We start from the raw sequence: 26,317 nt of genomic DNA, 5'->3' as shown, positions 1-26,317 counted from the left end.
CACTCACAAAACTCCGGTCTGCTTATCCTTTCAGACCAGACCTGATAACACGATGGCGTGCAGGCCTACCCCCACCAGACCGCCCACCACGGTGCCGTTAAAGCGTATGTACTGCAAATCGGTGCCTACACTCAACTCCAGCTCGCGCACCAACTGCCTGTCGTCCCATTGGCGTACAGTGCGGGAGATGTGCTCCTTGGCCCCTTCGCGCAATTGCTCGGCTAGGCCTGCGGCGGCAGACAGCATGTGTTCGTTCAAGGTTTCACGCAGCGTCGCATCTGTATTCAAGCGTGTAGCCAGATCCTGCGCGACTTGGCGCAGATGCGCCACCACAGAAGAATCCTCTTTGGCCAGATCACTGCGCACAACGCGCATCACATCCGTCCAGATCCCGTCTATGTATTCGCCCACATCTTTATGGTGCAAGAAGCGCTGCTTGATGGCCTCTACCTGTTCCATCAAATCCGGGTCCTGGCCCAGGCGCTGTATATAGTCTTGCACCCACTGTTCGTAGTCCTTGCGCAAGGGGTGCTCGGGTTCACTCAAAATGGTTTGCACCTCGTCCACCAAGGCGCGTGCCAGACGGTCGGCCATCTTGCCCGATAATTCATCCACAGAGGTGACCACACCCACCATGGCCAGAAGCTTGGGCCATTCGCGCTGGGCGTAGCGCACCAGCACATCAGCCACACGCTGCTTGACCGCCTCGTTGGACAGATAGCCCCCCAGTTGCTGCAAAACCTCATCCAGCAGGCGCTGATGTCGGGCATTGCGCGTCAGCAGCCCCAGAATCTGGGAGCTGGAGCCGGCCATATCCACCCGCATCAAGTAGCCGCGCACGCCGTCCGTCAAGGCTTGTTTGACGCTACGTTCGTCCAGCAAACGCAGTGCTTCGCCCATGGCGGTTTGCAAAGCGCGGCTGACACGTTCGCTTTGCTCGGGCTTCGACAACCATTGCCCCAAGCGCGCCGCCGGGTCCAGGCTACGCAGTTTTTCCAGCAACATGGCCGAATCCAGAAAGTGGTCACGCACAAAGACACCCAAGCTTTCACCCAGGCTGTTTTTCTTGTTGGGAATAATCGCAGTATGTGGAAACGGCAGGCCCAATGGATGACGGAACAAGGCGACCACGGCAAACCAGTCGGCCAGAGCGCCCACCGTGGCTGCTTCACTAAAGGCCCGCAGCCAGGGCCAGAATGCAGCGATGGGAGCAGCCTCGCCCTGCCGCATCATGGCGTGGCTGAGCAGGAACAGGCAGATAGTCAGCACCAGTAACGCCAATGCGCTGCGCTTCATGCGACGCAGACGGCGTTCGGGCGAGTCAGGGCGAGAGGATGATGTAGACATTTCCACAGTCTATGCGTAGTTCAGCGCAAAAGCGGTATTGAATAGTGCGGAGCCAAGTCTCGGGGAAAACAATTCCAAACCTCAGCCCTCTTGGCAAGTTCACACATAGTCATCAGGACCTTATTGTGGCCCTGTCTTTTTCTGCCTGTCCAGAAACGAATCAGCCTGGGCGAACCCAGGCTGATCACGGCACACCATCAAACAGTGTTTATTTGCAGGCCTGCTCGGCGCGCTTCACAAAGTCTGTTGTAGCGTCGCGCAGCGCTTTGGCAATCTGACCAGACTGCTTCGGAGCCAATGTGACGCCGCCGGTTGCCGTCGCCGCGCAGGCCGACAGACCCTGGCCGGTGATATCCACCACATTGATACGCAGACGTGGCTTGGCGCGGGCAATACTGCGCGACACAGCGCAAATATCCTGGTCGCAACCATCATTGCCATCCACGAACAAGACGATCAAGGCATCCCGGTTCACGCCGTCCACCCGGCTAGCGGCCAGATTCAGGGACTGCACCAAGTTAGTACTGTCTTTAGCCTCGATATTCTGAATCAGGCTCTTCAAGCGCCCACGCTGTGCTGTCGTAAAGCGGCCCTGATAATTAGGCGCGGCACACTGTTGTGCGAAGGTGACCAAGTGCAGATCCTGCCCGGAGGGCAAGCTGTCGACCATGCTGGAGAAAGCACTGCGTGCCGCATTGATGCGCGACGTGCCCTGGAACAGGGTTTGAGCACGTTGGGTCGCGTAATCACTCCAGGAGCCCATATCGTCCAGGTCCTGGCTGAAGAACCACTCCTCGTCCTCGATCTTGGCATTGACGCTCAGCAACATGGACATGGAGGAATCAAAAATGATGTAGACCTCGGGCTTGAGCACTTCGCCCTTTTCGTCCTGAGCGCACACAAAGTTAGGGTCGGACGACACCTTCGGGCCCGGTTTGGGTTCAGGTTTGGGCTCGGGTTTAGGTTTCGGTGGTGGCTCGGGCTTGGGCGGTGGCTCCGGGGCAGGAGGTGGCGCAGGCGGCTCTTCCACCACGGGCTCGGGCACAGGCTCTACTTTGACTGGCTCGGGTTCCGGTTCAGGAACAGGCACCACCGGCTCTTCAGGGGGCGGCGCTGGAGGGACAACAGGCTCTTCCACTACAGGATCAGGCTTGACCACGGCGGGCGGCTCTACCGGCACCACCTCCTTGTCCCACCAACCTGGAGGCCACTTGAACCACCAGGACAAGAGCAGCGCCAGCAACAAAGCCAGCAAAGCGGCCAACAAGAACCATAGCCACGGACGACCTTTGGAGGCGGCCACGGTCGTCGCCGCAGCCCCTGCTCCCACCGCAGCCGCAGCCGGTACGACTGGGGGTGGGGTGGGCGGTGCCACCCGTTTCTGATACGCGGCAAACAAGGGTTCGGGCGATAGAGCCGGATTCTCGCTCATCACCAGCAAGGGCTTGCCGCTAACACTGTAAACAGCACCTTGAACCGATACGTCTTTCAGCAAGGCTTGCAGGGCTTGCGCATCTTGCGTCGCCCCCTGCTGCTCCAACTGATGGCTCAAAGCCTCGATCCGGTCCAGCGATTGCTGGTAACGCGCATCCAGCGCCTGTTGCTGTGCCGCCGACAAACTGCTCTTGGGCACCGCCTGACCCTGCATGCCCGTCCACCAGGCTGTGGTGTCCGAACCATCAGCCTGATAGGTGGAAAACAGATGCGTTAAAGGTTCATCCTGGCGTTTGAGCAGGTTCAGCGCATGCTGGTGCTGCTGATAGGCAGAGGATGGTCCAACCGAATCAAGAATGACGCGCTGCATAGGCTTACTCGTCGTAACCCAAACTGGATTGCAGGCGGCTGACGTCTTTTTGCAGCTTCTGCAATTGCTGCTGCTTCTGGGCGACGGCAGCCGGGCTATTGTCTTCCGTGGAGCGGTTCACGTCCTTCAGGCCTTTATCCAGGTCCTTGAGCTGGTTTTGCAAACCGGCTTCTTTGCCTTTGCTGGCCTGCAAGCTGCGCACCAACTGCCCCATGGAGCGATTCAGTGCCGTCTGGGCCTGACGCTGTTGGGCCAGGCTGGCTTTGCTCAGGCTCTGCTGGGTCTGAATATCTTTATAGACCTGATGAAACAGCGCATTTGCTTCCTGGGCACTTAACAAGCCCTGCTCGCCTGCATCAACATGCTGGCGATACGCACCGGACGTATCGCAACTGATTTTGGTGAAGAAACCGGCGTCCCGATCAGACGGATCGCACTCGCTCATGGTGGTGGCACAACCGGCCAGCAAGAGGCTGGCGGCCAAGGGGGTCCAACGCAGAAATACTCGCATAAGAAGCTCTTTAACCCAAAGTTACGGCGGAACGCATGGAATACAGGTCGTCTACTTCTTTTTGCAGCACGGCCACTTTTACATTCATCTGGTCGATCTGGCGGTCCAGGCGCTGGACTTCAGATTTCTTGCCACCATCTTTACGCTCGGCATCAGCCACGTCACGGTACAGTGCGACCTTCTCGTTCATGTTTTTCAGATCACGATTAAGAACATCGATATTTTTATCGATACGGGCCAATTGCTTCTCAGCCTGTTTTTTCTCCATCGTCTTGTCTTTCATCTGCTTTTCGATATCGGCAATCTGCCGCTTATCGTCAGCAATCACTTGCTGGGCCGTATTGGTACGCTCAATGATATTGGCGGTATCCGCTTCCACATCCGCCTTCATGGCCGCCAGACGATCCGTGGTGTTGGCGTATTCCGAACGGCGCTGGTCAAGGTAGTAGTTCGTACCCATAGCCACACCGCAAGCAGCCACACCCGCAATAATGGCGCAAGCCGCCTTGTTACTGGAGTTCGACAGCATGCACGCCAGCACACCCACCGCTGCCGCACCGGCGCAGGCCTGAAAGCCCGAACGGCTGAAGAATTTCGCATCCTGACCACTGGTCAGACGGTCATCGGCCTGGGCTCCGCCCAGCAAGCTACTACCCGTACTGGCACAACCCGAGAGCAAAGCGACACCCAGCATCAGGCTGCCCAGCAAAGTTCTAGGGGTAAAACGGCGCACGTGTTGCATAACTTCCTCTTCCATTTGAAGTACGTCTATTTTTATTGACTCGCTCTTTACGAGTTGGGGGTCGATTTACAACTATTTTTCCAGGCATTGATATCAATGGAATCTGTTTTCAGATAATCCTTCTGATTTTTCCAATGCACTTCCAAATAGGGTTTCAGGGCGCTCAGGCTCTTGTTTTGTTCCATCATCTGGCGCTCTATCGGCACCTGTTTTTCCAGCAAGGTCAGCCCGTACAAAGACGAGGCGTCAATTAAATTACTCGCATAATAGCGCGCCAGTTTCGTGACACGGTCTTCTTGTTCATCCAGTTTCAGCTTGCGGCTGGCACACTGTTTATCGTCCGTTCCGGCTTCGCACAAGGCGTCGTAATTGCGGTGCAGCAGCTCGACAAACAAGACATCGTCTTTCAGCTTGGTGCACAGGAAAGAACCCAACTCCAGGTTGGCGCGAATGGCCTGATCGCGCATTTCTTCCTGACGCAGATTGGCTGCCCGCAAGTCCCCTTCCAATTGCTTCAACTGAGCTTTCAGGGTGTCGTCCTCCAGGGTGTTAGCCAAGGAGTTCAAGCGTTGCACTGCCGACTCTTCCGTCGGTGCGTTGGGGTTGACGGCCCCTTGCTCAGTCCCCAATGCCTGCCAGCTTTTTTCAATCGCCTGCACACGCTCGCGCGAGGTCAAGGCAATCGAGACCAGGGCCAGACGCATGCCAGTGGTCTTGGATTGGGTTGGGCCTTTGGGACCGTAGTAAGGCAGTTCCTTGCGAGCCGAGGAACGCAGCGCTTCGGGCTTGGACAGGAAGTTGCCACCCCGCACCACAAAGCCACCGGCCTGACCGTGTTGGCGATCCAGCTTGTTCAGGCGGAAGGACTCCAGAATGATCTCGTCCACATTGCCCAGCATGTCATGCAGGCCCAGCGGGTTGGCTTTCAGGCGTCCCATCAACTGCACCGCCCCGTTAGAGGACTGCGAACCGGCATACCACTCGTATTCGTTCATGCCTTCAGGCATGGGGTAGCGCACATCACGGAACTCCGCCGAGGACAGGGCCGAGCCGCCACGCGCCGCGTATTCCCATTCAATTTCAGTGGGCAAACGCACAAAACCTGCCAAACCGTCTTCTTTGGGCAGCTTGTCGGCGGCGTTCTCGCGCAGCCATTGGTTGTACAGGTCAGAGAAATGCACCGCGTCCATCCAACTGATGTCGGTTTGCGGTACGACCAGGGTGTTTTTAGGCGTCGGGCAGGTGGCCTCGGTCATGGCCTGATACTGCAATTTGTTCAGTTCGTACTTGGCCATCAAGTAATAGCGTGACGAACCGGCTTTACTATCGGTAAAGCTGCCTGCGATGAACTCGGGACGCTTGTGTTCGATATAGCCCCATTCTTCCGCTTCCTGACCAACCACCACACGCATATCGTCCAGGGGGCCGGCTACCGGCACTGCCACACGACGAAACACCATGGAGCCTTCGCAAGGCATGGGCAGGACCACATCGCCCTCGGCAGGCTTGGGGTTGTAGTACTTCTCGTCCCAGGGCGCGGCCTGCGCCACGGCACTGACACCCAGCAGCAAACTGGCTGCACCGAACAATGGATTAAATTTCACGCAAACTCTCCGCAGGTTGAACCCGAACGGCCCGCCAGGCTCCGATGGCCGCCACCACACACGCCAGGCCTGCCACCATCAATAAGGCGTACAAGGCATGGGCCACGGTGATACGGCACACAAAGTCAGTCTGGAGGCCATCTCCCACCAGTAGTTGATTGAATAAGGTACTGCCCAGGCCATACAGGCCCAGTCCCAAGGCGTAGGCGATCAGGCTCAGCATGACGGCCTGAATCAGCACGTAGCGCACGACGCCACTGCCATCAAAACCCAGCAAACGAAGGACGGCCAGATCTTTACGCTTGCGGTCCACATTCGCCAGAAATGCGCCGCCCAAGGAAGCAGCGCAGCCCACAATAGCCGTCAGGGCAATTACGCCAAAGATCAGGCTTAGCACGCGGTTAATGGCGCGTACGTTTTCAATGTCGGCATAGCGGCTGGCAACAGGAATGTTCTGTTGCTCCAGCCCTTTGGCCACTTGTCCAACCTGCTCAATCGAGCTGGCATAGACACGGGCGCGGGCGTAGAGCACGGGCATGTCGGCCGCCAGCGGAGTGCCTGTCGTCAGGGAGAAATCGGGGATCTGAAAACCATCACGCGCGTACTCCAGCGCCAGCAAGGTTTCCGGGGCCACAAAGACAGCCGGGCGGGAATAACGGTGTTCCGCCAATACATCCACCACCTTCATGGCTTTATCGCCATATTCCAGCCGCCCATCCAAACGACGGCTAAGGCGTAAATGCAGCGGTTCGCCCAGTGTCCAGCCGAGCCTGCGGGCCGCTTCCTGGGTGACGATGATTTCATCAGGTGCCAAGTCGCGAGCCTGGTTTTGCAGCAAAGGATCGCCCTGTGCGCTGGCCAGTACTTCTACGTTTTCCAGAAAACGACGACGGTCCAGGCGCAGATCCGCCTGGGTATTCAGGGAGCGGGTCATGCCAATGGCATAGCCCACACCAGGAGTCTGGCGCAGCGTATCCAACCAAGCCTGGTCGAAGCTGCCGCTACTCAACATCTTCACTTCCAGATTACGGGGGTCCTGCAGCAGTTCTTGCTGCAACTGGGTGACCACACCGTACTTCAGGCCAAACAGCAGCAGCAAGGGAGCAACCACCGCCACCATGGCCGCGACCATGCAAAAGGAAATACGCCAGTCAAAGCGCAGGTCGGCCCAGGCCAGGCGAAAGACGTTTACAAGCATGGTGCCGTGGCCTCGGGGACAAAGATGCTCAAGCCCGGCGACAACTTGGCTTGCAGGCGGGGAATGGCAAATTCGCCCAAACTGTCCCAATCATGCGAGACCAGCAAAACCGCCAAATTCAATTCTTTGGCCAAACTGAAAAACAACTGGAATACCTTATGGGCGGTTTCAGGGTCCAGGGCGGCGGTGGGTTCATCTGCCAACACCAAACCGGGAGCATGGGCAATGGCACGTGAAAAGGCCACGCGCTGGCGCTCGCCAATGGATAAGGCGGCAGGATACAGGTTCAGCAAGCGCTCCAGCTTCAAGCTAGCAATAGCTGCATCCAGATGATCGGCCTTGACAGGCAAGCCCAGTAGTCGGCGGGGTAAAACCATGTTTTCCCATACCGACAAATACGGCAGCAACCCGCCATTTTGCAGCACAAAGCCCAGGTTTCTGGCCCGCCAGCGTGCGAGTTCGGACTCGCGCCCGCTGGCGTACAAGGCATTGATATCCTGAGCCTCTTTACCCAAGCTAAAAACCTGTGCCTGACTAGGGCGCAGCAGCAGCCCCAAGGTTTCCAGCAACGTGCTTTTGCCGCAGCCACTGACGCCCGTGACGGCTACAATCTGGCCTGCATCCAGAGCAAGCTCGGGCAGTTGCACGCGAAAAGCGTGGGGGCCTTGCCCCCGGGATACCTCTAGCTGCTTGATGCGGAGCATGTCAGGGCATCATCTCCAAAGGCACGGGATAGACGTCATCACGCGCATCCGCGCCTTCAGCCAGGGACACCCAACGATCCGCGTCGGCGTTATAGCGCTCGTAATGACGCAGCTTGGTGCTCAGGTCTCGAATGAATTTTTCCTGGCTCAAGGCGTCCCAACTGGACCAGGTATCTTCGTCCAGAGTCAGCACGGCGCTTTGGTAAGGCAGGTCTTCCAGGTACTCACTCATCAAGCCCAGCTCGGCCAGCTTGGTACCCTTTTCCTGCTTCAGAGTGCTGGGGTCAGCCCCCATCGCAGCCGCTACGGAACGCAAGCGGTTGAACATATCGGTGGGCGAGATCATGCCTTCGTTGGCAGCATCCAGAATCTGTTTGACCACATCACTCAAATCGCTCAGTTGCGCTTTGGTCAGCAAGACACGTACATCCGTGGTGGGGATGTTCTGGCGTACCAGATCGCGGTCGCTGATCCAGGCATGGAACACCTCAGGCGCAGTGGTGCCGGAGGTTTTGCCCAGATAGGCCAGACGCATGGCGTGGCCGATCAACTCGGCATCGGACATCATCTGATCAGTGGTGGTGTCGCCCGTTTCTGTAGCACGCGCGGCGCTGCCAATGGCATCACCGCCTTGATACGCGACTTTGACCTGCTCTGTAATGGCGGTCGCCAGGCTATCGACCATCTTGCCAAACTGATTCACATCGCCCGCATTGACGGGGTAGTACAAGGACGTCTGCGTGCCGCTGTATGTGGACAGCTCGCGGTACTGATCTTCCGCCTTGGCGTGGTTGTTTTTGCCCGAAGGGGTTTTCAGATGCAGGGTGTAAATAGCGACGCCGGGCTTGGCCGCTTCGATACGCAGTTGCGGGGCGTCCAGACCGGTGGAGGAATACTTGTTGCTGCCTTCCAGCGCACCGGCATCGGTGATCAGGACGACATAGCGTGCACCAAAATTATTCCAGTTCACCTTGTCCAGCGCTTCCAGCACACCGGCGTAAGCATCTTCGTCATACGCCACGGTCGAGACTTTGGCCTGTTTCAGGTCAGCAACTTTGTCCAGAAAGTCCTTGCTGCTGGTCACGGAGTTGGGGTCCGCATACACATGGGTCAAGTACTCAATACCGGGAGCGGCTTCCATATTGGAGCGGAACGCGATCAAGCCAAACTTGACCTGATCGGACAGGCCTTGCTCTTCTACCTTGGTATAGACCTTGCGCACAGCCTCGCGGGTGCGGTCGATATACGGGTCCATGGAAATGGTGGAATCGATCACAAAGACAACCGCCGCACTAAAGCCTTTGATCTGGGAGGTGCGTTGGGCGGCATCCTGATCCTGAGCGGGTTCCGCTTCTTTTTTGGCGGCTTCTGGCTCTTTCTGGTCCGCCGTGTGTTTGGTGACCGAAGCCACATTCAGCAAACGGGTACGGAAGCCGTTTTCAGTCATGACCTCTTCGCCGCTCAAGACGGGCAAAAGGTAAAACTGTTCCTGCACATCCACAAAGTACTCAGGCTCTTGGGCCAGCACGCCTTCTGCCTGCGAGTCTTTACGCAGAGACTGGCGAATAGGAGCGACCAGGGTTGCGGGGTCGGGTGTATCCAGCACTTTTTCCAGCAAGCTGCGTTCCTGGAAAAACAGCATGCGGTCACGGTTGGCCGGGTTGGTAAAGGCCAGGGTCAACTGCATTTTCCAGTCCACCGTGCAGGCCTTGTCCAGCCAGCCTACAGTCTTGCCCTGACTATCCGGGCCTACCTGCACACGCTCTGCCCCGCCCTGCCCGTTGCGCTGATAAATATAAAAGCGGCTAAAGGCCGGAACCGGTTTGCCCTGCTGATCCGTTTCCGAGGAAAACAGACGGCAGGACGGTGTGGTCAACACGCGCTGATACAGCGTCTTCTTGCCCTCTTGCAGCAAGGGAGCGGCCGCCTGGGCCTGACTTGCGCCCAAAAGGAGCGCGCTCAGCAAACTCAATCGAACAAGTGGACGCATCATCATTGACTCAACTCCTGGAAGCGGGCCTTGGCTTGCGCATTGTCTGGATCAGACAGCAAGACCGTTTCGTACCAGTACGCGGCTGTCGCGGGGTTAGGTTTGCTAAAGCAAGCCTGGGCCTGGTGATCTTTAGGGTCGTATTCACGGGCGTAGGCCATGGCAATTTTCACATCACCGGACTGTGCCTTGTTCACGTACAAGCGCTGGGCCACATCACATTGCTCGGCCTTTTTGGCTTCTTCAATCACGGCCAGCCATTGCTCGGACGTCTTGGTTTCCTTGACGCACTCTTGCACGAATTGCAGGCCGGGACGGTCTGCCAGCTTGTCCATCGTGCAGTTGTCCGTCTCCACGACAGCAGGCTTGACCTCCGGTGCCTCCGGCACGGCCGGGCTATCGTCCTTGGCGGATTGGCTGTAGAACCAATAGCCTGCGGCACCGGCCAGAATCAGCAAGAGGACGATCAAGACAATCCATTTACCCATGCCGCCCTTTTTGACCGGAGGAGCCACGGGGGCAGGAGCAATCGCCTCCACCTTGGGGGCGGGTGCTTCTACCTTGACGGGTTCGGGCTCGGGCACAGGTTCCACTACTTCAACCACGGGTGGCGTTTCAGGAACGGGCTCGGGAGCAGGCGGTTCAGGAACCGCAGCCACAGGCATGGTCAATTCCATGGCCTGGGCATTTCCCCCTGCCGTGGAGGGCAGAATGGCCTTGTCCAGCTTCAATGGGCTTCTGCCCAGTTCTTCACCGCTCGCCTCGGCCAAGGTAATTTGATACGCATCGCTGGCATTGGCCAGCAGCGAATCCACAATATCCGCGTTCAACAGAACGGCGATGCCCTCTTCGTGCTCGGTCCAGCCTTGTTGCGGCAACCAGCGCAAAGACGCATCCCAGCTTTGAGCCGAGTGCAGGTAATAGCTGTTCTGGCTGCGCTGAATGGCAATAGCGTATTCGCCCAGGTCCAGTTCATCATCCAGATCACGCACATACAGACGAGCACGGCCAGGAACGGCGGGCTCCAAAGCCTGCAAACTAAATCTTAATTTCATGCCACGCTCTTATCGGTAAAACGTTCCAAAATGCGTCCCAAAGCCTGGTTCTGTTCCAGGCTCAGTTCACGGCCACCTTCATAACCAGCGTTATTCAAGGTGGTATGGGCCAAAGCGGCCAGCCATTGTTCAAAAAAGATCAAACCGTGGTCCTGAGGCTGAGCAGGCAAAGCAGGCATGCCATCCGCCCCAAAGGCTTTAGGATTCTTGAAGACATCCTCGCTGCCGCCTTTCAGGTAGAACCAGGTCACGAACTCGCTGATCGTCATGGCCACATTGCAAACCTGACGGTCAGCCAGTCGCTCGCGGCGCACGCCGCTTTGACGGCGCTTGGTCAGCACGGCCAGCAACTTGTCCTGCAAGGCCCAGCGGTCCGACGCCACAATCAGCTCCTCGACCAGGCTGGAGAGCAGATCCACCGGCATGCGCAATACGTTCTGGTTGGTACGGCTGGCGGGTAATTCGCGCAACTGGCTGACCCAACTGCGGTAGACCAGATCGGCATACTGCTGCTCGAATGGCTGCTCCTGGGTCAAGACGCCCGGCTCATCCGGCTCGGACTTACTGGAACCCAGACTCAGGAACAAGTCACGCAAGGTGTCTTGCGGGATGTGCAAGGCAGCCAGCAGTTCGCCCACAATGGCACGGTAAGCAGGCAATTCCTGACGGAACTGTTTAGCCAGCGCTTCCTTGACCACAGACTGTTGATCGCCATCCTGGCTGTACCAGGAATGCAGGGACTTCTTGACCAAGGTGTCGTGCAGGCTGCGGAACTGCTCTTGCAGACGCATCAGCTTGAAATCCAGGCCACCGATCTGGGCCACATACGCGCGCAAGCGCTGCATGCCACCGTCATTCAGGGCCAGCATGGCATCCCAGGCTTGAGCCGGATCGCTCAATTGCTGTGCCAGCGAGGGGTTTTCAATAAAGCTGCCGCGCATGCGACCCATTTTCTCGGCCACGGATGCGGTAATCGACAGCTCCCGGCTTTCTGTATCCAGATCGATAAAGGGGGTAGGCATGCCTGGCTTGCGCACCAGGAAGGTGTTGGAGAATGGCTCGTCAGGACGCCATTGCTGCAGCCATTCACAATGGCCGAAACGCTCTTTGAAGCTCATCTTCATCAAGCCGTCCCAGCTATCGCGCACCTGGGCATCATCCTGAATCAGGGAAGCACCAATACGCTTGTCGAACATGGTGATGGCCCACATCAGGCCCACTTTACGGTTCTGACGTTCCTGCGGCGTGGCCCCTTGGGTGCGATGGACCCAGCGCGTCAGCACGGGTTCAACATCCTTCACATCGCTTTGCTTGTCCGAAGCGGTACACATGACCAGGCCATTCATTTCCTGCTGGTCGGTATAGCGCTCGAACAGATAGGCCACCTTGCCGCGCAGAATCAGTTGCGAGGCGGGGTTGCCACCACTGCTTTCCGACGCCGCACCGGCATCCTGCACGGAACGGATATTCAGACGACCGCGGTAACCGGGGAAGTCCAGCAGATCCACCTTGTCTACGCCACCGGCTTGGGTTTCGCCAATCAAGGGGAAGGTCAGCTCAACGGTTAGCGCCGCCAGGTGGGCCAAAGGCACTTCCACCGCCTGGGAGGCAATCACTGGCTGGCCGTCCTGCTCACGCACCGGCAAAACGCTCAGGCTTTTCTCGGTGGGGCTGCCCAGCGATTCGAGCACATCCACGTTCATGATACTGTCTTGCTGCACAAAACCATCGCCTTCGCGACGGATCAAGGCGGTCAGCGGTGCATAAACCTTGCTGGGATGGCCCAAGGCTTGCAGCACTTTAGCCAAGCCTATGTACAGCTCGCTCAGCTCGGCTTGCTCGCCCCACAGAATCGAGAACAACTGTGCCCGATCTTCCAGACGCAAGGCGGGGGCCAGATTGATGACCTCCGGCCAGTAGGTGCTATCCAGCAAACGGGTGGTATTGCCAAAGCTGCTGCGCACGTAATCCCACAGAGAGACCGCGTCGTCAGCGCTTAAGCCTGCATCGTTCGCACCGGCCCGGCTTTTCAGCGAGTCAATCAGCGCCTTGATACGGTCAGCGGCAAAGGTGTAGCCGATCTGCTCTTTGTCAAAGTCATTGAAATAACTGTTGACCAGAATCTTGACCATATCGACTTCAGAGAAAATCTGCAGTTCGACAGGAAACGCATCGGGGCCCGCGGTGGCATTGCGGCTGAAACGCGTCACCAGACCCGTGGCTTCTTTACCGCCCCCTGGTGGGTTCACGTGACGCAAGAAGTCGATGGTTTCACCACCGTAATTGGTTTCCAGACGGCCGTTGCCACCTGCGGCAAGGCTGGAAATCAGGTAAGACTTGCCCGCTTGCGACAGGCCAAAAAAGCCAATTGTCATGGGGCGGCCCGACACCACACCCAAACTGCGGGCGGTATTGCGGGCGCGGCGCAGTTCCAGCACCAGACTATCGGCCTGTGCGTTCAGGCGCTGCGAGGAGCCGCGAGCCTGCATCACCCAGTCAATGGCCTGCCCGGCGCTCTGATATGCGTTCTGCCAGTCCTGGCACAGGTCCTGCTGTAAGGTCGTCATGTCCATCATTTGAGCACTACGCTCCCACTATCGAGCCAATATGGAGAATCACCCAGGCCTGCTTCCAGCATGGTGTTGAGCTGGATTCGGACGGCCCCTTTGGACACACCGCTTAGTTTGAAATCTCGGGGTGCCGAATTCTTGATCTTCAATCGATCACTAATCAAGCGACGCCCTTGCCCGCCTTGGGACGCTTTATCCACCATCAAGGTCACTTCCATGGAAGGCAACTGACCATCATCGTCGGGCGCATCGGCCATCTGGCGACGCACCTTTTCGTTCAGGTGCAGGTAGTACAAAGGCGAAGCAGGCCAGCGCTCAACATCCAATTGGCGGTAACCCAGACGCAGATAACTGCCCTGCATCAAGAGGTGATAGCCGTCGGAATCTTCGCTGCTGACACTTTCTAGCGTGACCATTTCCTCGCGCGTATCGGGGTCCATCTGGAGCACGTCCTTGTAGACGATGTCCTGATCCTTGATCTGATTATTGGAGTCAATAATCCCGATATGACGCAGGGTGGAACGGGGACGCAGATTCGATACTTTGAAATTGAACTGGTCAATATTCATGTTGTAGCAAAGCAGGCACAACATGGCGCCGACCGAGGCCGTGCTCTTGGGGTCGTCAATCCGACCATTGGTATGAAAGGGATACCAGCTACCTGTGCGGTAATTGTGCAAAGGCAGCAGTCGCGCAGGCGACACCGGCATTTGCGAGCGCACATAGGCTTGTACTCCGGGCAGACGCGAGGGGCGTCCAGCCATCAGCACAATGTCGCAATCGTAGTAGCTCAGCACTTCGCAGAAGGCGCGCAAGGGGTCATTAATGTTCAGAGAACCACTGACCAGACCTTGATGCAGATGAGCCAGATCAAAGGGCTGCTCGACCTGCGCCAGTTCAAACTCCACCCGCTTGCCCGCATGTTTATGCAGCTCGTCCAGAACGTACTGCACGACTTTGCTGGATACACGCGGCAAGGCATCGGCAGACCCGGCGGAGGCATGGGACAGCGGTGCATTGGCCTGATCACCCTGCAAGTGCTCGAACTCCAGCAGCTCGCCCCACGGCAAGGACTGGATGGCACGCGGGTCATCATGCGGATCGTAGGCTTCGTAACGTTTCAGGAACTCCAGGCCCAAGGGTACAAAGACCTGCAAGGCCAGTTGCTGACGCAAGACGGCTTTATCAGCATCGGCTTTTTCATTGCCGCACAGACGCGACAAGAACACGTCCGTGTCTTCAACGCCCACATGGCTCAAGGCATCTTCAAAGGCAGGCAGAACATAGCGCTGAATCACATCCAGCAAGATATCGTCCCCGGCCACCCGGAAGCTGTCGCGGAAACGCTGCTTGGGCGAGATGGTCAGATTACTGCCACCACCCGCCCCGGCCGGGCGACGCAAGGTGTAGTCGCTGATCACGATATCGGTCGTACCACCACCAATATCAATAATGCCCAGCGTCAGCGTTTCACGATCTTCTTTATAGGGAGCGGCAACAGCATCAAAGAACTCGTCCGCATGGCCTGCAAAGTTCTGCGTAATTTCGGTAAACAAGTAGACCAGTTGCGAGCTGGTGGCCTCATCCCACTCCACGCGAAACTCGGGCAGCGGCACACGCAAGTTTTCTGGCATGCGACCCGACTCGGACGGCTCCAGACCGTAAGGATCTTCTTCGCCCTGATACCAGTCCATGCTGGTCCACAGCAGGCCAATGGCCTGACGCAACCGTTCGGCCAGCAAGCTGCGCTCGACCAATGGCATGCCGGGAGGCACGGTCAAGACAATATTGCTCAGGCGACGGGGTTTGTTGGAGTGCCCCTGACGTACCCGTTGTGCGGGGCTGTTGATTTGCAACAGCGCCTGCGCCAGCACTTCGGTCAGCATGAAGGTCATGACCGAGCTGCGGGAATAGAAAGGCTCAAAAACGGGCAGGCGGTCGTCTTCTTCCAATGTGTAGAGGGCTTCACCACGCTCGTCGATATGCAGGGAGAACGGTGCTGCCAGGGCACGCGGCTCAGCATCGGAGCGGTCGTACTGCTGGCTGAAACGCCAGCCGTGCTTGTATTCGTTTTCGTCCCACAAGTAACGCTTGGGGCTGGACAGGCCAGTCGTCCCCTCGGTTCCGCGACGGCGAGCAGCCAAACGGGCCGCTTCATCCCCGACACGCACCAAAGTGGGCCAGGAAAAGGCCGTGGGACGTCCGCTTTTCAGGGACAAGTGGTTCTTGCCAAAGTCCGTCTGCGCAAACTCCACGCGACTTTCAAAGGGCTTGCTGTACACCTGATGCGGATGAGACAAATCACGCAGTTGCAGCACATAGTTCTGCCGCAAGCCCGAGTCGTCCTGACCGTGGTTTTCAATCAAAATCCCGCAGGTGCGCGAGTTGCCGACGTCCAGCACCAAGTCCACAGGAATGACCTGCTCGCTTTGCCAATTGGCGGCCAGCACTTTGATGTCTGGCAAACGCACCCAGGCTTCCGAACGCCCTTCCACACACTCATGCGGTGGCGCGAACAAGCCCAGCAGATTCAAGAAGTGCAACTGCGCCGAACGCAAGGCGTTAATGTCTTCGCCAAAGTCGATATTGCGCGTTTTATTGACGTTGTCTTTATAGACTTCCAGCAGCCATTCCTGCACCCAGTCGCGGTTCAGGAACCAGTCCATATGAGCGCTGTCGCAGGCGATGCGGAACAAGGCACCGGCGTTGATGTCTTCACGCAAGGGGGCAAGGTAGGCTGCGCCTTCGGTCAGATCCACCACGCTGGTGTCGCAGGCCACGGTAATGCGGTGCGTATTGCCATCACGATCTGGCGTTTCCAGACGCACCACGCGCAAGCGGCTCCAACTGGCTGGGCCATTGTCAAAGCGATGGGGTGCCACAAAGCGCACATACGGCACAGGCAGCCACAGGCCGTCGAACAGGTCCAGGGTACGGCTTAGGGAAACATCGCATTCCTGATCATTGCGAGCCCCACCCTGATACACCCCAACCTCGCCTTCAGGCTGGTGGAACAGGGTTTGTTCCTGGCCGAACTGCAGGCCTTCAAACAGGAAACGCCAGTTCTGGCCGTTCGTGCTGAAAAAGGTATGGCTCAGGGTGCCCAGTTTCTTGCTGCCCAAAGTGGGAGCATTGATGTCAAAACCGAAGTCCATAAACTGGACTCCGGTGTTTTCGATCAAAGTAACCAAGCCATCGTGTTTGAGTAATTCAGGCAACATAAGATTCAAGCACTCATCATTCGGATTGCTGCAAGATCAAAGGAAAGGCATTGGAGCCGTACATGCCCGCACATTGGGCGGCTGCGCCCGCTGCACCGGGGTCACACACAATTTTGGGCATATCGTAAGCGGCATTGTCCGTGCACTTTGCGGCGGAATTGGCATTCAAAATCAAACGGCCCTGCTCGGACGAAGCAGATACGGGGGCTTCACACTGAACGCCGTCGCCACGCTTGATCTGCACATTGCCTGCGCCGTCCTTCAACTGGTATTGCAGTTGTACGGGTTTGCCAGTCTGGCTGTCTTGCACACCCATGCGGGCCGCCCACTGACCATTCAGAAAGTCCATCTTGCCGGACTGCAGGGCATCCGGTGGAACCACCAAAGAACCGGGAGGGGGGGCCGCCGCTCCTGGCGCAGCCGGGCTGGTATCAGGCGTTGGGGGCGCAGCAGGATCGCTAGGCGGAGCCGCTGGGTCCTGGGGCAATTCTGGAGGTGTGGGGTTAGCGTCAGGATTGGTCGTGGGCTCGGCGGGTGGAGCAGACGGATTCACATCGGGAGCCGGTGCGGCATCTGGCGCACCAGGTGCTGCAGGCGCTTCCAGGCCGGGAGCGGCCGCCCCCGGTGCTTCAAGGCCCGGCGCTACGCCAGCACCCGGCGCGACAGGCACGGTGCCAGTTGGCACCACACCCGTACCATCGACACGCCCGGTAGGCAGCAGCGCGCCAGCATCCAGTTTGGGCAAGGACCAACCTAACCAGTTACGGACTTTTTCGGGCAAGTAACTGCCTACGCTGGAGGTCAAGGAGCCCAAGGGTGTATCTGGCACCACGGGAGTCGTGCACCAGCGCAGACCAAACAAGAGCAAGGCCAGCAGCAGCAATAAAGCCAGCAGGCGCCACCACCAACGAGACCACCAGCTAGCCGCAACGGGTGCAAGCACAGGAGCCACCACAGGCTCGACCGGCGGCACAACAGCAGGCGCGATAACAGGAGCCGCTTTGGGGGCTGGCATCAAGGGCAGCAGGGGGTCTTGGCCCTGATCGGCACCGTGGTGCAAAAAGCCCCAGAAGGTCAACACGGGCTTGCCGTTGACCAGATAAACAAAGTTGTCGTCCGGGAAATACAGAACGCGGCGCAGCAAGCTGGAAAACAAAGCCTTGTCGCCCAAGGCGTCCTGTTCTTCGGCATCCATGGCAGGCGCCATCTCGTTCAGGCGAGCCTGAAAAGCGCTTAATTGCTTAAGGCCTTCTTCACGTTCCTGCTCGGTGGCAGCAGTCCAGGGAACCACTTGACCCGAAACAGGGCTGTACCAATCCAGCGTGGAACCCGTTTCATTGCTTTGCGGAATCGCCAGATGGTCGGCAAAGTTGCCTGCCCGACGGCGCAAAGCTTCTCGCAACTGTAAAGCGGAGCGAAATACCGGTCGGCCGCCCTCACCTAAAGCCATAAAAGCATCGGCACGGCCACTGCGCAGTAAAACCCCTTGCTTCATTGAGTTCCCGAAGAAAAAAAAGAAACATAGTACATCAAATAGGAAGTCCCAAAGCCCCAGGAAAATGCCCATTCATAGGGTGTACACAATGAAAAACAGCGCCGCAAAGCTGAAAGATTCCTGAACGCCGTGAAATAACAAAAGTCGTTTTAGTCCTTGTGTACTAAATAGATAGAGAAAGGCCGGACTGCTTTTCGGATGAAAGAACTAAAAAATGTACGGCCCTGTACATAAAACAAACCCGATATTATTCAAATACCCAAATCACTGATTTTTTGAATCAAACGTAATGCCACATCTCGCCACATCTCCCCGCTGAAAAGAGGCTATCCACACCAGTCTGCCGCCCTGTCCGCTGCCCAGCCCCTTCAGGCTGAACACGCAGCACCTGGCCCTATCCCCACAAAAACATCACCTTCATGGCATTCAGGTAGTTGTCATAGACCTTTCACTTTGACCCTCTAGGATGAGCGCTCCCCCCCACAACTCAGCCTTGGCGCTATTCATCACTATGAGCAAACACATTTCCGACAAGACTGTACGCAACCTCAGTCAGAACACCCCTTTTAGTGAAATCCTGGAAAAGAGCCTGTCTCGCCGCGCCATGATGCGTGGTGGTCTGGCAGCGGCTCTGGCCACCATGACCGGTTTGGGTCTGGCAGGCTGTGACAGCAGCAGCACAGGGGGTTCCTCCTCTGATAATGGCGGCGGTCAAAACCCAAATCCCAACCCCAATCCAGACCCGGAACTACCCGCAAGCGTCAAACTGGGTTTTGAATCCCTGCCCACCTCCATGACCGACGGCTGTGTGGTGCCTCCCGGCTACATCGCCCATGTGCTGGCACCGTGGGGCACGCCGATCAATGACAATGCCCTGCCCTGGGACAAGAACGGCAATAACAGCTCCAACGACCTGCTCAATTCCATGGGCATGCACCATGACGGCATGCACTTCTTCCCCCTGGAAGGCAGCTCTATCGAGGGCCTGCTGGCAGTCAACCACGAATACATTGATGAAAAAGCCCTGCACCCCAATGGCCCGACCTTGGTCAATGGCAAGCGCCCGGCTGAAGAAGTACGCAAGGAAATCAACGCTCACGGCGTGGCCATCATCCACATTCGTCGCAGCAATGGCCGCTGGGACATCGTCAAGAACTCGCGCTACAACCGTCGCTTTACCTCTGCCACCGCCATGAAACTGGCTGGCCCTGTTGGTGGCACGGACTGGGTAAAGACCCCCTTCTCGCCCAACGGCACGCAAGTGCGCGGCACCAACAACAACTGCGGTAACGGCACGACACCGTGGGGCACCTACATCACCGCTGAAGAGAACTGGGCGGCCTGCTTTGTGAACACCGGCAATCGCCCGGCACACCAGCAGCGCGTTGGCGTATCGGCTGGCCCCGTTGGCCGCTACCAATGGGAAACGGCTGCCAAAGATCCTTCTGAAGTCCTGGGCGAATTTGCCCGCTTCAACGTGACCGAAACCGGCGCCAGCGCAAGCGAGGACTGGCGCAACGAAGTCAACGGCTTTGGTTACCTGGTCGAGATCGACCCCTACGACCCCAGCAGCATTGCCACCAAGCGCACCTCCATGGGTCGCTTCGCTCACGAAGGCTGCGCCTACAGCAAACCGGAAGCTGGCAAACCCCTGGCTTTCTATAGTGGCGACGATTCGCGCTTTGAGTACGTGTACCGCTTCGTGTCCGAAGCCAACTGGGACCCGAAAGATGCCACACGTACAGACCGCCTGGCCGTCGGCGCCAAGTATCTGGACAAAGGCACGCTGTACGTAGCCCGCTTTAACGAAGACGGTTCGGGCGAGTGGCTGGCTCTGACGGGCTCGACCAAAGGCAAGGATGGCGGCACCTTGTCTGACAAGTTCAAAACCCTGGAAGAAATCCTGATCAACACCCGTGGTGCAGCCGACTTTGTGGGTGCCACCCCAATGGATCGCCCGGAATGGACGGCCACCCACCCCAGCAACGGCGACATCTACCTGACGCTGACCAATAACACCAGCCGTAACGCGTCCACAGGCACCAACGCCGCCAACCCGCGCCTGAACAACGTCAACGGTCACATCATTCGCTGGCACGACGAAGCCAACTCCACCAAGTTCAAGTGGGACATCTTTGTATTTGGTTCGGACTCGGGTGCCGACGCCGACACCAACCGCTCCGGCCTGACTGACCTGAACCAACTGGCCAGCCCGGACGGCCTGGGTTTCGACAGCCGTGGCATCTTGTGGATTCAAACGGACAACGGCATCGACGGCGGACGCAAGAACAACGTAGCCCGCGCAACCAACGACCAGATGCTGGCCGTTATCCCAGGCTCTCTGGCCGATAGCAGTGGTACAGGCCCGGCCATCAATGCCAGCAACCAGGCGGATCTGCGCCGATTCTTTGTGGGGCCTAACGAAGCCGAAATTACCGGCTTTTCCATGACCCCGGACCACACCAGCCTGTTTCTGAATATCCAGCACCCCGTGAACTGGCCGGCTTACGACACCCATGACGCCACGGTTGTGAGCATGAACACGGTACGCCCGCGTTCTTCGACCGTCGTCATCCAACGTGCGGATGGCAAGCCTATTGCTGTGTAACAGCATGGGCGGTTTCGCTGTTTGAATCCGCCCTGGTCCGTTTTTTCTAAAGTTATTGCAAGGCGGGGCCGTCAACAGAGGGCCTCGCCTTTTTCTTTAAGCCGCATCAATCAAGGCTTCAAGACAAAATCGAGAAAATTTTCTCAACAGGCCCCTAAAGAGTTTTTTACCCCTTCCGTTAATGGTGCTGTACAGGAAGAACGCAGTGTGTCGAATGCGCGATCAGCCCCCCGGGGCCTAGCAGAACGCCAACGCTTTCCTGGGCAAAGGGCGAAACGTTTCGCCGCTCTACTCAACATCGGGAGTTACCATGTCTGTTATCAATACGAACTCGCTTTCCCTCGTTGCCCAAGGCAATCTGAGCAAATCGCAAAGCGCACTGGGTCAATCCATTGAGCGTCTGTCCTCCGGTCTGCGCATCAACAGCGCTAAAGACGACGCCGCCGGCCAAGCTATTGCCAACCGCTTCACATCGAACGTGAACGGCCTGAGCCAAGCTTCCCGCAACGCCAACGACGGTATCTCTATCGCTCAGACAACCGAAGGTTCGCTGAACGAAATCAACAACAACTTGCAACGCATCCGTACTCTGAGCGTGCAAGCTACCACCGGCACCAACTCCGAAACTGACTTGGACTCCATCCAGGCTGAAATCAACCAGCGTCTGGCTGAAATCAACCGTGTTTCCGAACAAACTCAGTTCAACGGTGTGAAAGTTCTGGCCAAAGACCAATCCCTGGCTATCCAAGTTGGCGCCAACGACGGCGAAACCATCTCGGTTAACCTGAAGAAGATTGACTCCGAAACGCTGAACCTGAAAGATCTGGACGTTTCCAAGCTGGCCAAGAAATTCGACGCTACCAAGCACGAAATGAAAGCTGCTGCGGGCACCACCAGCAACCCCATTCCTGCTCAAATGGGTAACGCCAACACGCTGGTTACTGCCACTGGCGGTGGTAGCGTTCTGACTCAAACTACCGGTGCAACTTCCACCAACTACATCCTGCACGAAGGCAAGGTGTACGCTGCTGGTACCATCACCGCCAACGCAACCGCCAACACCATCTCCGTGGCTCGTGGCGCTGAAGTGACCGACAAAGAAACTCTGTCGCTGGTCGCTCCTCTGGCATCGATCGACGCCGCCATCCAAGACGTGGACAACCTGCGTTCCGACCTGGGTGCTGTGCAGAACCGTTTCGAGTCCACCATCGCCAACCTGAACAACACGGTTACTAACCTGTCCGCTTCGCGTTCGCGTATTGAAGACGCCGACTATGCAGTCGAAGTCTCCAACATGACTCGTGCTCAGATCCTGCAACAAGCTGGTACCTCGGTTCTGGCCCAGGCCAACCAAGTTCCACAAACGGTTCTGTCGCTGCTGCGTTAATTCAGCCGCTACATGCCGGGCCGACAGGTTTATCTTGTCGGCCAGTTGCACGAAAACCGGATATTGCCTGCAATATCCGGTTTTTTTTGGCGCAAAGGCCTGAAAAACCGGCTTATTTCACGCATTGACCACAAGGCCCGACCGGTATGCTAGCCAGATTTGAACGAGACTTCAGATCCCTATCACGCCATGTCCTCCTCTGCCCGCCCTGTGTCCCCCGATACGCGCTACCAAGATGCCCTCCAGCTTTTTAATGGCAGCCAGTTCCCTGCCGCCATTGCCACGCTGGAAGAACTGCTTGCCCACCATCCCGAGCATCAGGCCAGCCTGTCGCTCATCATCAAGGCGCTGATCAACGACAAACGCCCCCAAGAGGCACGCCGCTACCTGCCCCAACTCAAACTGAAAAAAGACTTGGCAGCACGCGATCTGGCAGTTGATGTGTATGTGGCTTGCCGGGACTATACGGCCGCCCAAGCGCTGCTTGAAGAAGAAATCAAACAAAAGCCCAGCGCCGTGGCCCTGTTCAAACTGGCCGAGCTGCATGCAAAACGCGGTGATCTGGACGGTTCGCGCAAGCTGCTGCGCCAGGCTCATCGCCAGGACCCCAAGAACGATCTGATTCTGGGCAAGGTGATTACCGATGAGCACTTCAACCCGAATCTGGATCTGGCCGATATTCGCCAACTGCAACAGGATTGGCAAAAGCGCTTCGCCTACACCCTGCACGCGGCGGCAGACACGCGCCGCATCGCCAAACGTACGCTGCGTATCGGCTTGCTCTCTGATGGTTTCAGCAATCACCCCGTCACCCGCATGACCAGTGGCTCGCTGACCCGTTTATCCAAAAATGAATTCAAGCTGTACGCCTACAGCAGCACCGACAAGCCTGACGACGTCACCGAGCAGCTCCGTGCGCATTGCCACGCCTGGCGCGAAACCGCGGCCTTGAGCGATGATCAGCTCAATCAGCAAATTCGTCGTGACCGTATCGATATCCTGATCGACATGAGTGGCTATCACAAAGGCACTCGACTGCGCATGTTGTCCATGAAGCCAGCTCCACTGATTGTGAAATGGGTAGGTGGCCTGAACAACTCCATGGGTCTGGACTATATCGACTACCTGATCTCGGACCGCTTTGAGAGCCCGCAAGGCACCGACTCGGATTACACAGAAAAGCTGATTCGCATGCCCAACGGCTACATCAGCTATATGCCGCCGTTCTACGTGCCAGAAGTCGGCCCCGCCCCCATCGAACAAAATGGTCACATTACCTTTGGCTGCTTTAATAACGCCAACAAGATTAATGAAGCGACCATTCAGGCTTGGGCGGCTATTTTGACGGCGGTGCCCAATGCACGCCTATTGCTGAAAGGCTCTTTGTACGAAGGCGAGGAATTCAAGCAAAGAATCCAGGACGGTTTTAAAGCCCAAGGAGTTGATCCTGAGCGCCTGGACTTTGAGGGGCAATCCAATCACCGGGAACTGCTCAGAACCTATAACCGCGTTGATATCACTCTGGACCCCTGGCCCTTCTCGGGCGGGCTGACCACACTGGAATCCATGTTGATGGGTGCCCCGGTCATTACCTTGCCCGGCCCCACCTTTGCCAGCCGACACTCCACCAGCCACATCAGCAACGCCGGTTATCCGCAACTGGTTGCCCAGTCCTGGGAGCATTACGTCTCCCTGGCCTGCATGCTGGCTGAAGATCATGCTTTGCTGGCCTCCCTGCGCAGTGAGATGCGTCAGGTCTTTCTGAACTCTCCCGTCTGCAACCACGAGGCTTTTGCTCAATCCCTGCGTCAGGCTTTGCACGCCATCTGGCAACGGCATTGCGACGGGCTGGCACCCGCTGCCCTTAGCATTCAGCATGATCACCAGCTTCGCTTTGAGGATCAGGACAGAGCCCAACTTGCCGTGCCCTTGCAGGAAGCCTCTGGAACACAAGATTTCAGTTTCGAGCTGAAGCACCCTGTTGTCGTCATTGATCACGGCGCGAGACTGGTGCAGGACGCTAAATTCGAGCAACTTTACGCAACCGGTGCCCTGCATCTGATTTGCTTCGATCCCGCCGCCACCACGCAAGATTTGCTCCTGCCCCTGAACCGCAACCGACTGCAAATCGTTCAGCAAGCCGTGCTGGGACATGGCGGCGCAGTCAGTTTTCAGGCCCGTCTGGACAATCGGCAAAGCGGCACCCTAGCCCCCGTCATGGAGGCCAGCCAGGCACTGGCGCAGTTCGATCTACCCTCCATCCGCCTGGACGATCTGGAGCGAGACGCGCCCATCGACTGGCTGATGCTGGCGGACAACTACGACAATCACGCCCTGCTCACCAACGCCAGTCAGACCCTGAAAGACGTCCTGGCCGTTTCCATCAAGGTGCATTTTGCACCAGGTGACGCCCAGCAATTGGACTTGTCGCAGGCCCGTGATCTGCTCACACCGCATGGCCTGAAGTTCTACACACTCATGGCCTTTGACTGCGAGAGCGGCTACACCGACGCCCAGCTCAAAGACAGCCACAATGGCAGCCGCACCCATTCGGCTATTGCCGTATTCCTGCCGCGTAATACACAAGACCTGCCTGTCGAGCGTCTGGAAAAACTGGCGTTTATTCTTCACGCGTACTTTGGAGCCCCGGACTACGCACAGCGCTTGCTGACACAGCATCAGCACCCCAAAGCCGAGGAATATCTGAAGCAGGCCCGTTTGCGCAATCTGCCCAGCATGACCATCCCCAACATCCCGGCCATGACCGCCGCCGAGATCGAGTTTTTCGAGTCTTGCCTGGATCAGGCCCAGCACTACTACGAATTCGGTAGCGGCGGCTCCACCAAACTGGCCGCCAGCATGGGGCTGAATGTTCACGGAGTGGAAAGCGACCGCCGCTGGCTGGAGCAACTGCGCGCCGAAGTGGGTGATGCCTGCCAGGTGAGCCATGTAGACATCGGCCCCACCAAAGAATGGGGCTACCCCGTGGACCTGCGCGCAGCGGATCAATTCCCCAACTACAGCCGATCCATCCACACCCAGGACCTGCCCTTTGACCTGATCCTGGTCGACGGCCGCTTCCGCGTAGCCAGCACACTGGAGAGCATCGACTACGTGCTCGAAAAAGGAGATCCAAGCTCGGCACGGATCTTCATCCATGACTTCTGGAACCGCGACTACTACAAGCCAGTCCTGGAGTTCCTGGACGCAGAGAAAACCGTGGAGACGGCAGGCCTGTTCAAAATCAAGGCCAAGCTTAATCGGGAACGATTGCAGGGTTTGAAGGCGACCTTCCAGCAGGACTATCGCTAAAACAAATCTGGCCTTTCCTGCCACTGGAGGGTAGGAAAGGCCAGATTTTCAAGCTCGCCGTGTTCAGTACGGCCCGAAGAGTTTCCTTCAGCGCTCCAAGTTTTCACTTAAGCGTTGAACAGCGGCACGGTAAGCTGCCATATCCTCCCGCTTATCTACCGCCAGCACCAAGACCACCAATACATCGTCCTCTACCGTATAAACCAAGCGATAGCCCTGCTTGAGCAACTTGATTTTGTAGCAATGCTGCAAGTCACCCCGCAAAGCAGAACCCGGCACATGTGGTACATCCAATCGTTTGCGAAGCAAGCTCTTGAAGGTGGTTTTGACGCTACCGTCCAGCCGCGCCCACTCCTGCAAGGCTTCGGGCAAAAACTTCAATTTATATTTTGTGGGTGCACGGTCAGAGCTGGTCAAGATCAACCTCGACCGCCGTATCTTTTACTGCCAGCCGTCGACGCACCAGCTCATTCAGATCCCGATTAGCAATTTCCTCGACCAAGGCCTCAAACAAGCGGGGAGTCACCATATAAAAGGCAGGCCGGTTATGGTTCAGAACAGCCACGGGCTTTTCTCCCGCCGTACGCAAGACCTGAGCCGGGTTCTTCTTGAACTCGGACATGCTAATAGAGTAATCAGCGTAGATCGCATCCATAATGGCTCCTAAATAAGCTACAAATTTAGAGCTATTTTAACACCAGACGACCGCAAACACACAAGAGCCAGGAAACGGCTCTTATATAGTTAGTCGGAAAAAGGGAAAAGGTCG

The 26,317-nt window shown here is 57.3% G+C and carries 17 protein-coding genes; 3 read left to right on the top strand and 14 right to left on the bottom strand.

The genetic code is table 11. The features are described 5' to 3' along the window. Nucleotides 1-30: 30 nt before the first annotated feature. The 12 genes from JYG33_RS01220 to JYG33_RS01165 form a co-directional block, all read right to left on the bottom strand. Nucleotides 31-1,347, bottom strand: a complete 1,317-nt coding sequence (locus tag JYG33_RS01220; protein ID WP_207873811.1) for a DUF445 family protein — start codon at nucleotides 1,345-1,347, stop codon at nucleotides 31-33. Nucleotides 1,348-1,555: 208 nt separating this feature from the next. After that, on the bottom strand, nucleotides 1,556-3,151 hold the full coding sequence (locus tag JYG33_RS01215; RefSeq protein WP_207873810.1) for a VWA domain-containing protein: 1,596 nt from the start codon (nucleotides 3,149-3,151) through the stop codon (nucleotides 1,556-1,558). A 4-nt stretch (nucleotides 3,152-3,155) separates the two neighbouring features. Further along, nucleotides 3,156-3,662, bottom strand: a complete 507-nt coding sequence (locus JYG33_RS01210; RefSeq protein WP_207873809.1) for a hypothetical protein — start codon at nucleotides 3,660-3,662, stop codon at nucleotides 3,156-3,158. 10 nt (nucleotides 3,663-3,672) lie between these two features. Beyond that, a complete protein-coding gene (locus JYG33_RS01205) occupies nucleotides 3,673-4,404 on the bottom strand; it encodes a hypothetical protein (RefSeq protein ID WP_207873808.1) in 732 nt (243 codons plus the stop codon). A 47-nt stretch (nucleotides 4,405-4,451) separates the two neighbouring features. Then, complete coding sequence (locus tag JYG33_RS01200) at nucleotides 4,452-6,008, bottom strand: SUMF1/EgtB/PvdO family nonheme iron enzyme (protein WP_207873807.1); 1,557 nt, start codon at nucleotides 6,006-6,008, stop codon at nucleotides 4,452-4,454. After that, nucleotides 5,998-7,206 carry an FtsX-like permease family protein gene (locus JYG33_RS01195; RefSeq protein WP_207873806.1) on the bottom strand — a complete coding sequence of 403 codons (1,209 nt, stop codon included), beginning with the start codon at nucleotides 7,204-7,206 and terminating at the stop codon, nucleotides 5,998-6,000. Before JYG33_RS01195 ends, JYG33_RS01200 begins: the two co-directional genes overlap by 11 nt. After that, entirely contained in the window at nucleotides 7,197-7,910 is a 714-nt protein-coding gene (locus JYG33_RS01190) for an ATP-binding cassette domain-containing protein (protein WP_207873805.1), read from the bottom strand. The genes JYG33_RS01195 and JYG33_RS01190 overlap by 10 nt, the downstream gene beginning before the upstream one ends. Nucleotide 7,911: 1 nt before the next feature. After that, entirely contained in the window at nucleotides 7,912-9,906 is a 1,995-nt protein-coding gene (locus tag JYG33_RS01185; RefSeq protein WP_207873804.1) for a vWA domain-containing protein, read from the bottom strand. Continuing rightward, on the bottom strand, nucleotides 9,903-10,955 hold the full coding sequence (locus JYG33_RS01180; protein WP_207873803.1) for a hypothetical protein: 1,053 nt from the start codon (nucleotides 10,953-10,955) through the stop codon (nucleotides 9,903-9,905). Before JYG33_RS01180 ends, JYG33_RS01185 begins: the two co-directional genes overlap by 4 nt. Then, complete coding sequence (locus JYG33_RS01175) at nucleotides 10,952-13,522, bottom strand: virulence factor SrfC family protein (RefSeq protein WP_207873802.1); 2,571 nt, start codon at nucleotides 13,520-13,522, stop codon at nucleotides 10,952-10,954. Before JYG33_RS01175 ends, JYG33_RS01180 begins: the two co-directional genes overlap by 4 nt. Nucleotides 13,523-13,527: 5 nt before the next feature. Beyond that, a complete protein-coding gene (locus tag JYG33_RS01170) occupies nucleotides 13,528-16,746 on the bottom strand; it encodes a virulence factor SrfB (protein WP_207873801.1) in 3,219 nt (1,072 codons plus the stop codon). Between the two features lie 16 nt (nucleotides 16,747-16,762). After that, nucleotides 16,763-18,241: an SrfA family protein gene (locus JYG33_RS01165; RefSeq protein ID WP_207873800.1), complete on the bottom strand. Its 1,479-nt coding sequence runs from the start codon at nucleotides 18,239-18,241 to the stop codon at nucleotides 16,763-16,765. Nucleotides 18,242-18,752: 511 nt separating this feature from the next. Between JYG33_RS01165 and JYG33_RS01160 the strand changes: the two genes are divergently transcribed. The 3 genes from JYG33_RS01160 (at nucleotide 18,753) to JYG33_RS01150 (ending at nucleotide 25,548) form a co-directional block, all read left to right on the top strand. After that, on the top strand, nucleotides 18,753-20,849 hold the full coding sequence (locus JYG33_RS01160; RefSeq protein WP_207873799.1) for a PhoX family phosphatase: 2,097 nt from the start codon (nucleotides 18,753-18,755) through the stop codon (nucleotides 20,847-20,849). 310 nt (nucleotides 20,850-21,159) lie between these two features. Next, nucleotides 21,160-22,236: a FliC/FljB family flagellin gene (locus JYG33_RS01155; protein WP_207873798.1), complete on the top strand. Its 1,077-nt coding sequence runs from the start codon at nucleotides 21,160-21,162 to the stop codon at nucleotides 22,234-22,236. A 159-nt stretch (nucleotides 22,237-22,395) separates the two neighbouring features. Further along, the gene (locus JYG33_RS01150; RefSeq protein WP_207873797.1) at nucleotides 22,396-25,548 is read left to right on the top strand and encodes a tetratricopeptide repeat protein; all 3,153 of its coding nucleotides are present in this window, start codon (nucleotides 22,396-22,398) and stop codon (nucleotides 25,546-25,548) included. A gap of 87 nt (nucleotides 25,549-25,635) precedes the next feature. On the opposite strand, the gene JYG33_RS01145 is transcribed toward JYG33_RS01150, so the two are convergent. After that, complete coding sequence (locus JYG33_RS01145; protein WP_207873796.1) at nucleotides 25,636-25,965, bottom strand: type II toxin-antitoxin system RelE/ParE family toxin; 330 nt, start codon at nucleotides 25,963-25,965, stop codon at nucleotides 25,636-25,638. After that, a complete protein-coding gene (locus JYG33_RS01140) occupies nucleotides 25,952-26,203 on the bottom strand; it encodes a type II toxin-antitoxin system prevent-host-death family antitoxin (RefSeq protein ID WP_207873795.1) in 252 nt (83 codons plus the stop codon). Before JYG33_RS01140 ends, JYG33_RS01145 begins: the two co-directional genes overlap by 14 nt. Nucleotides 26,204-26,317: the final 114 nt, after the last annotated feature.

The sequence above is a fragment of the Alcaligenes sp. SORT26 genome (genome assembly GCF_017377875.1).
Classification (GTDB): Bacteria; Pseudomonadota; Gammaproteobacteria; order Burkholderiales; family Burkholderiaceae_B; genus Alcaligenes; species Alcaligenes parafaecalis.
Note: the sequence above shows the minus strand (reverse complement) of the source record. Positions and strands in the feature narration are given on the sequence as shown.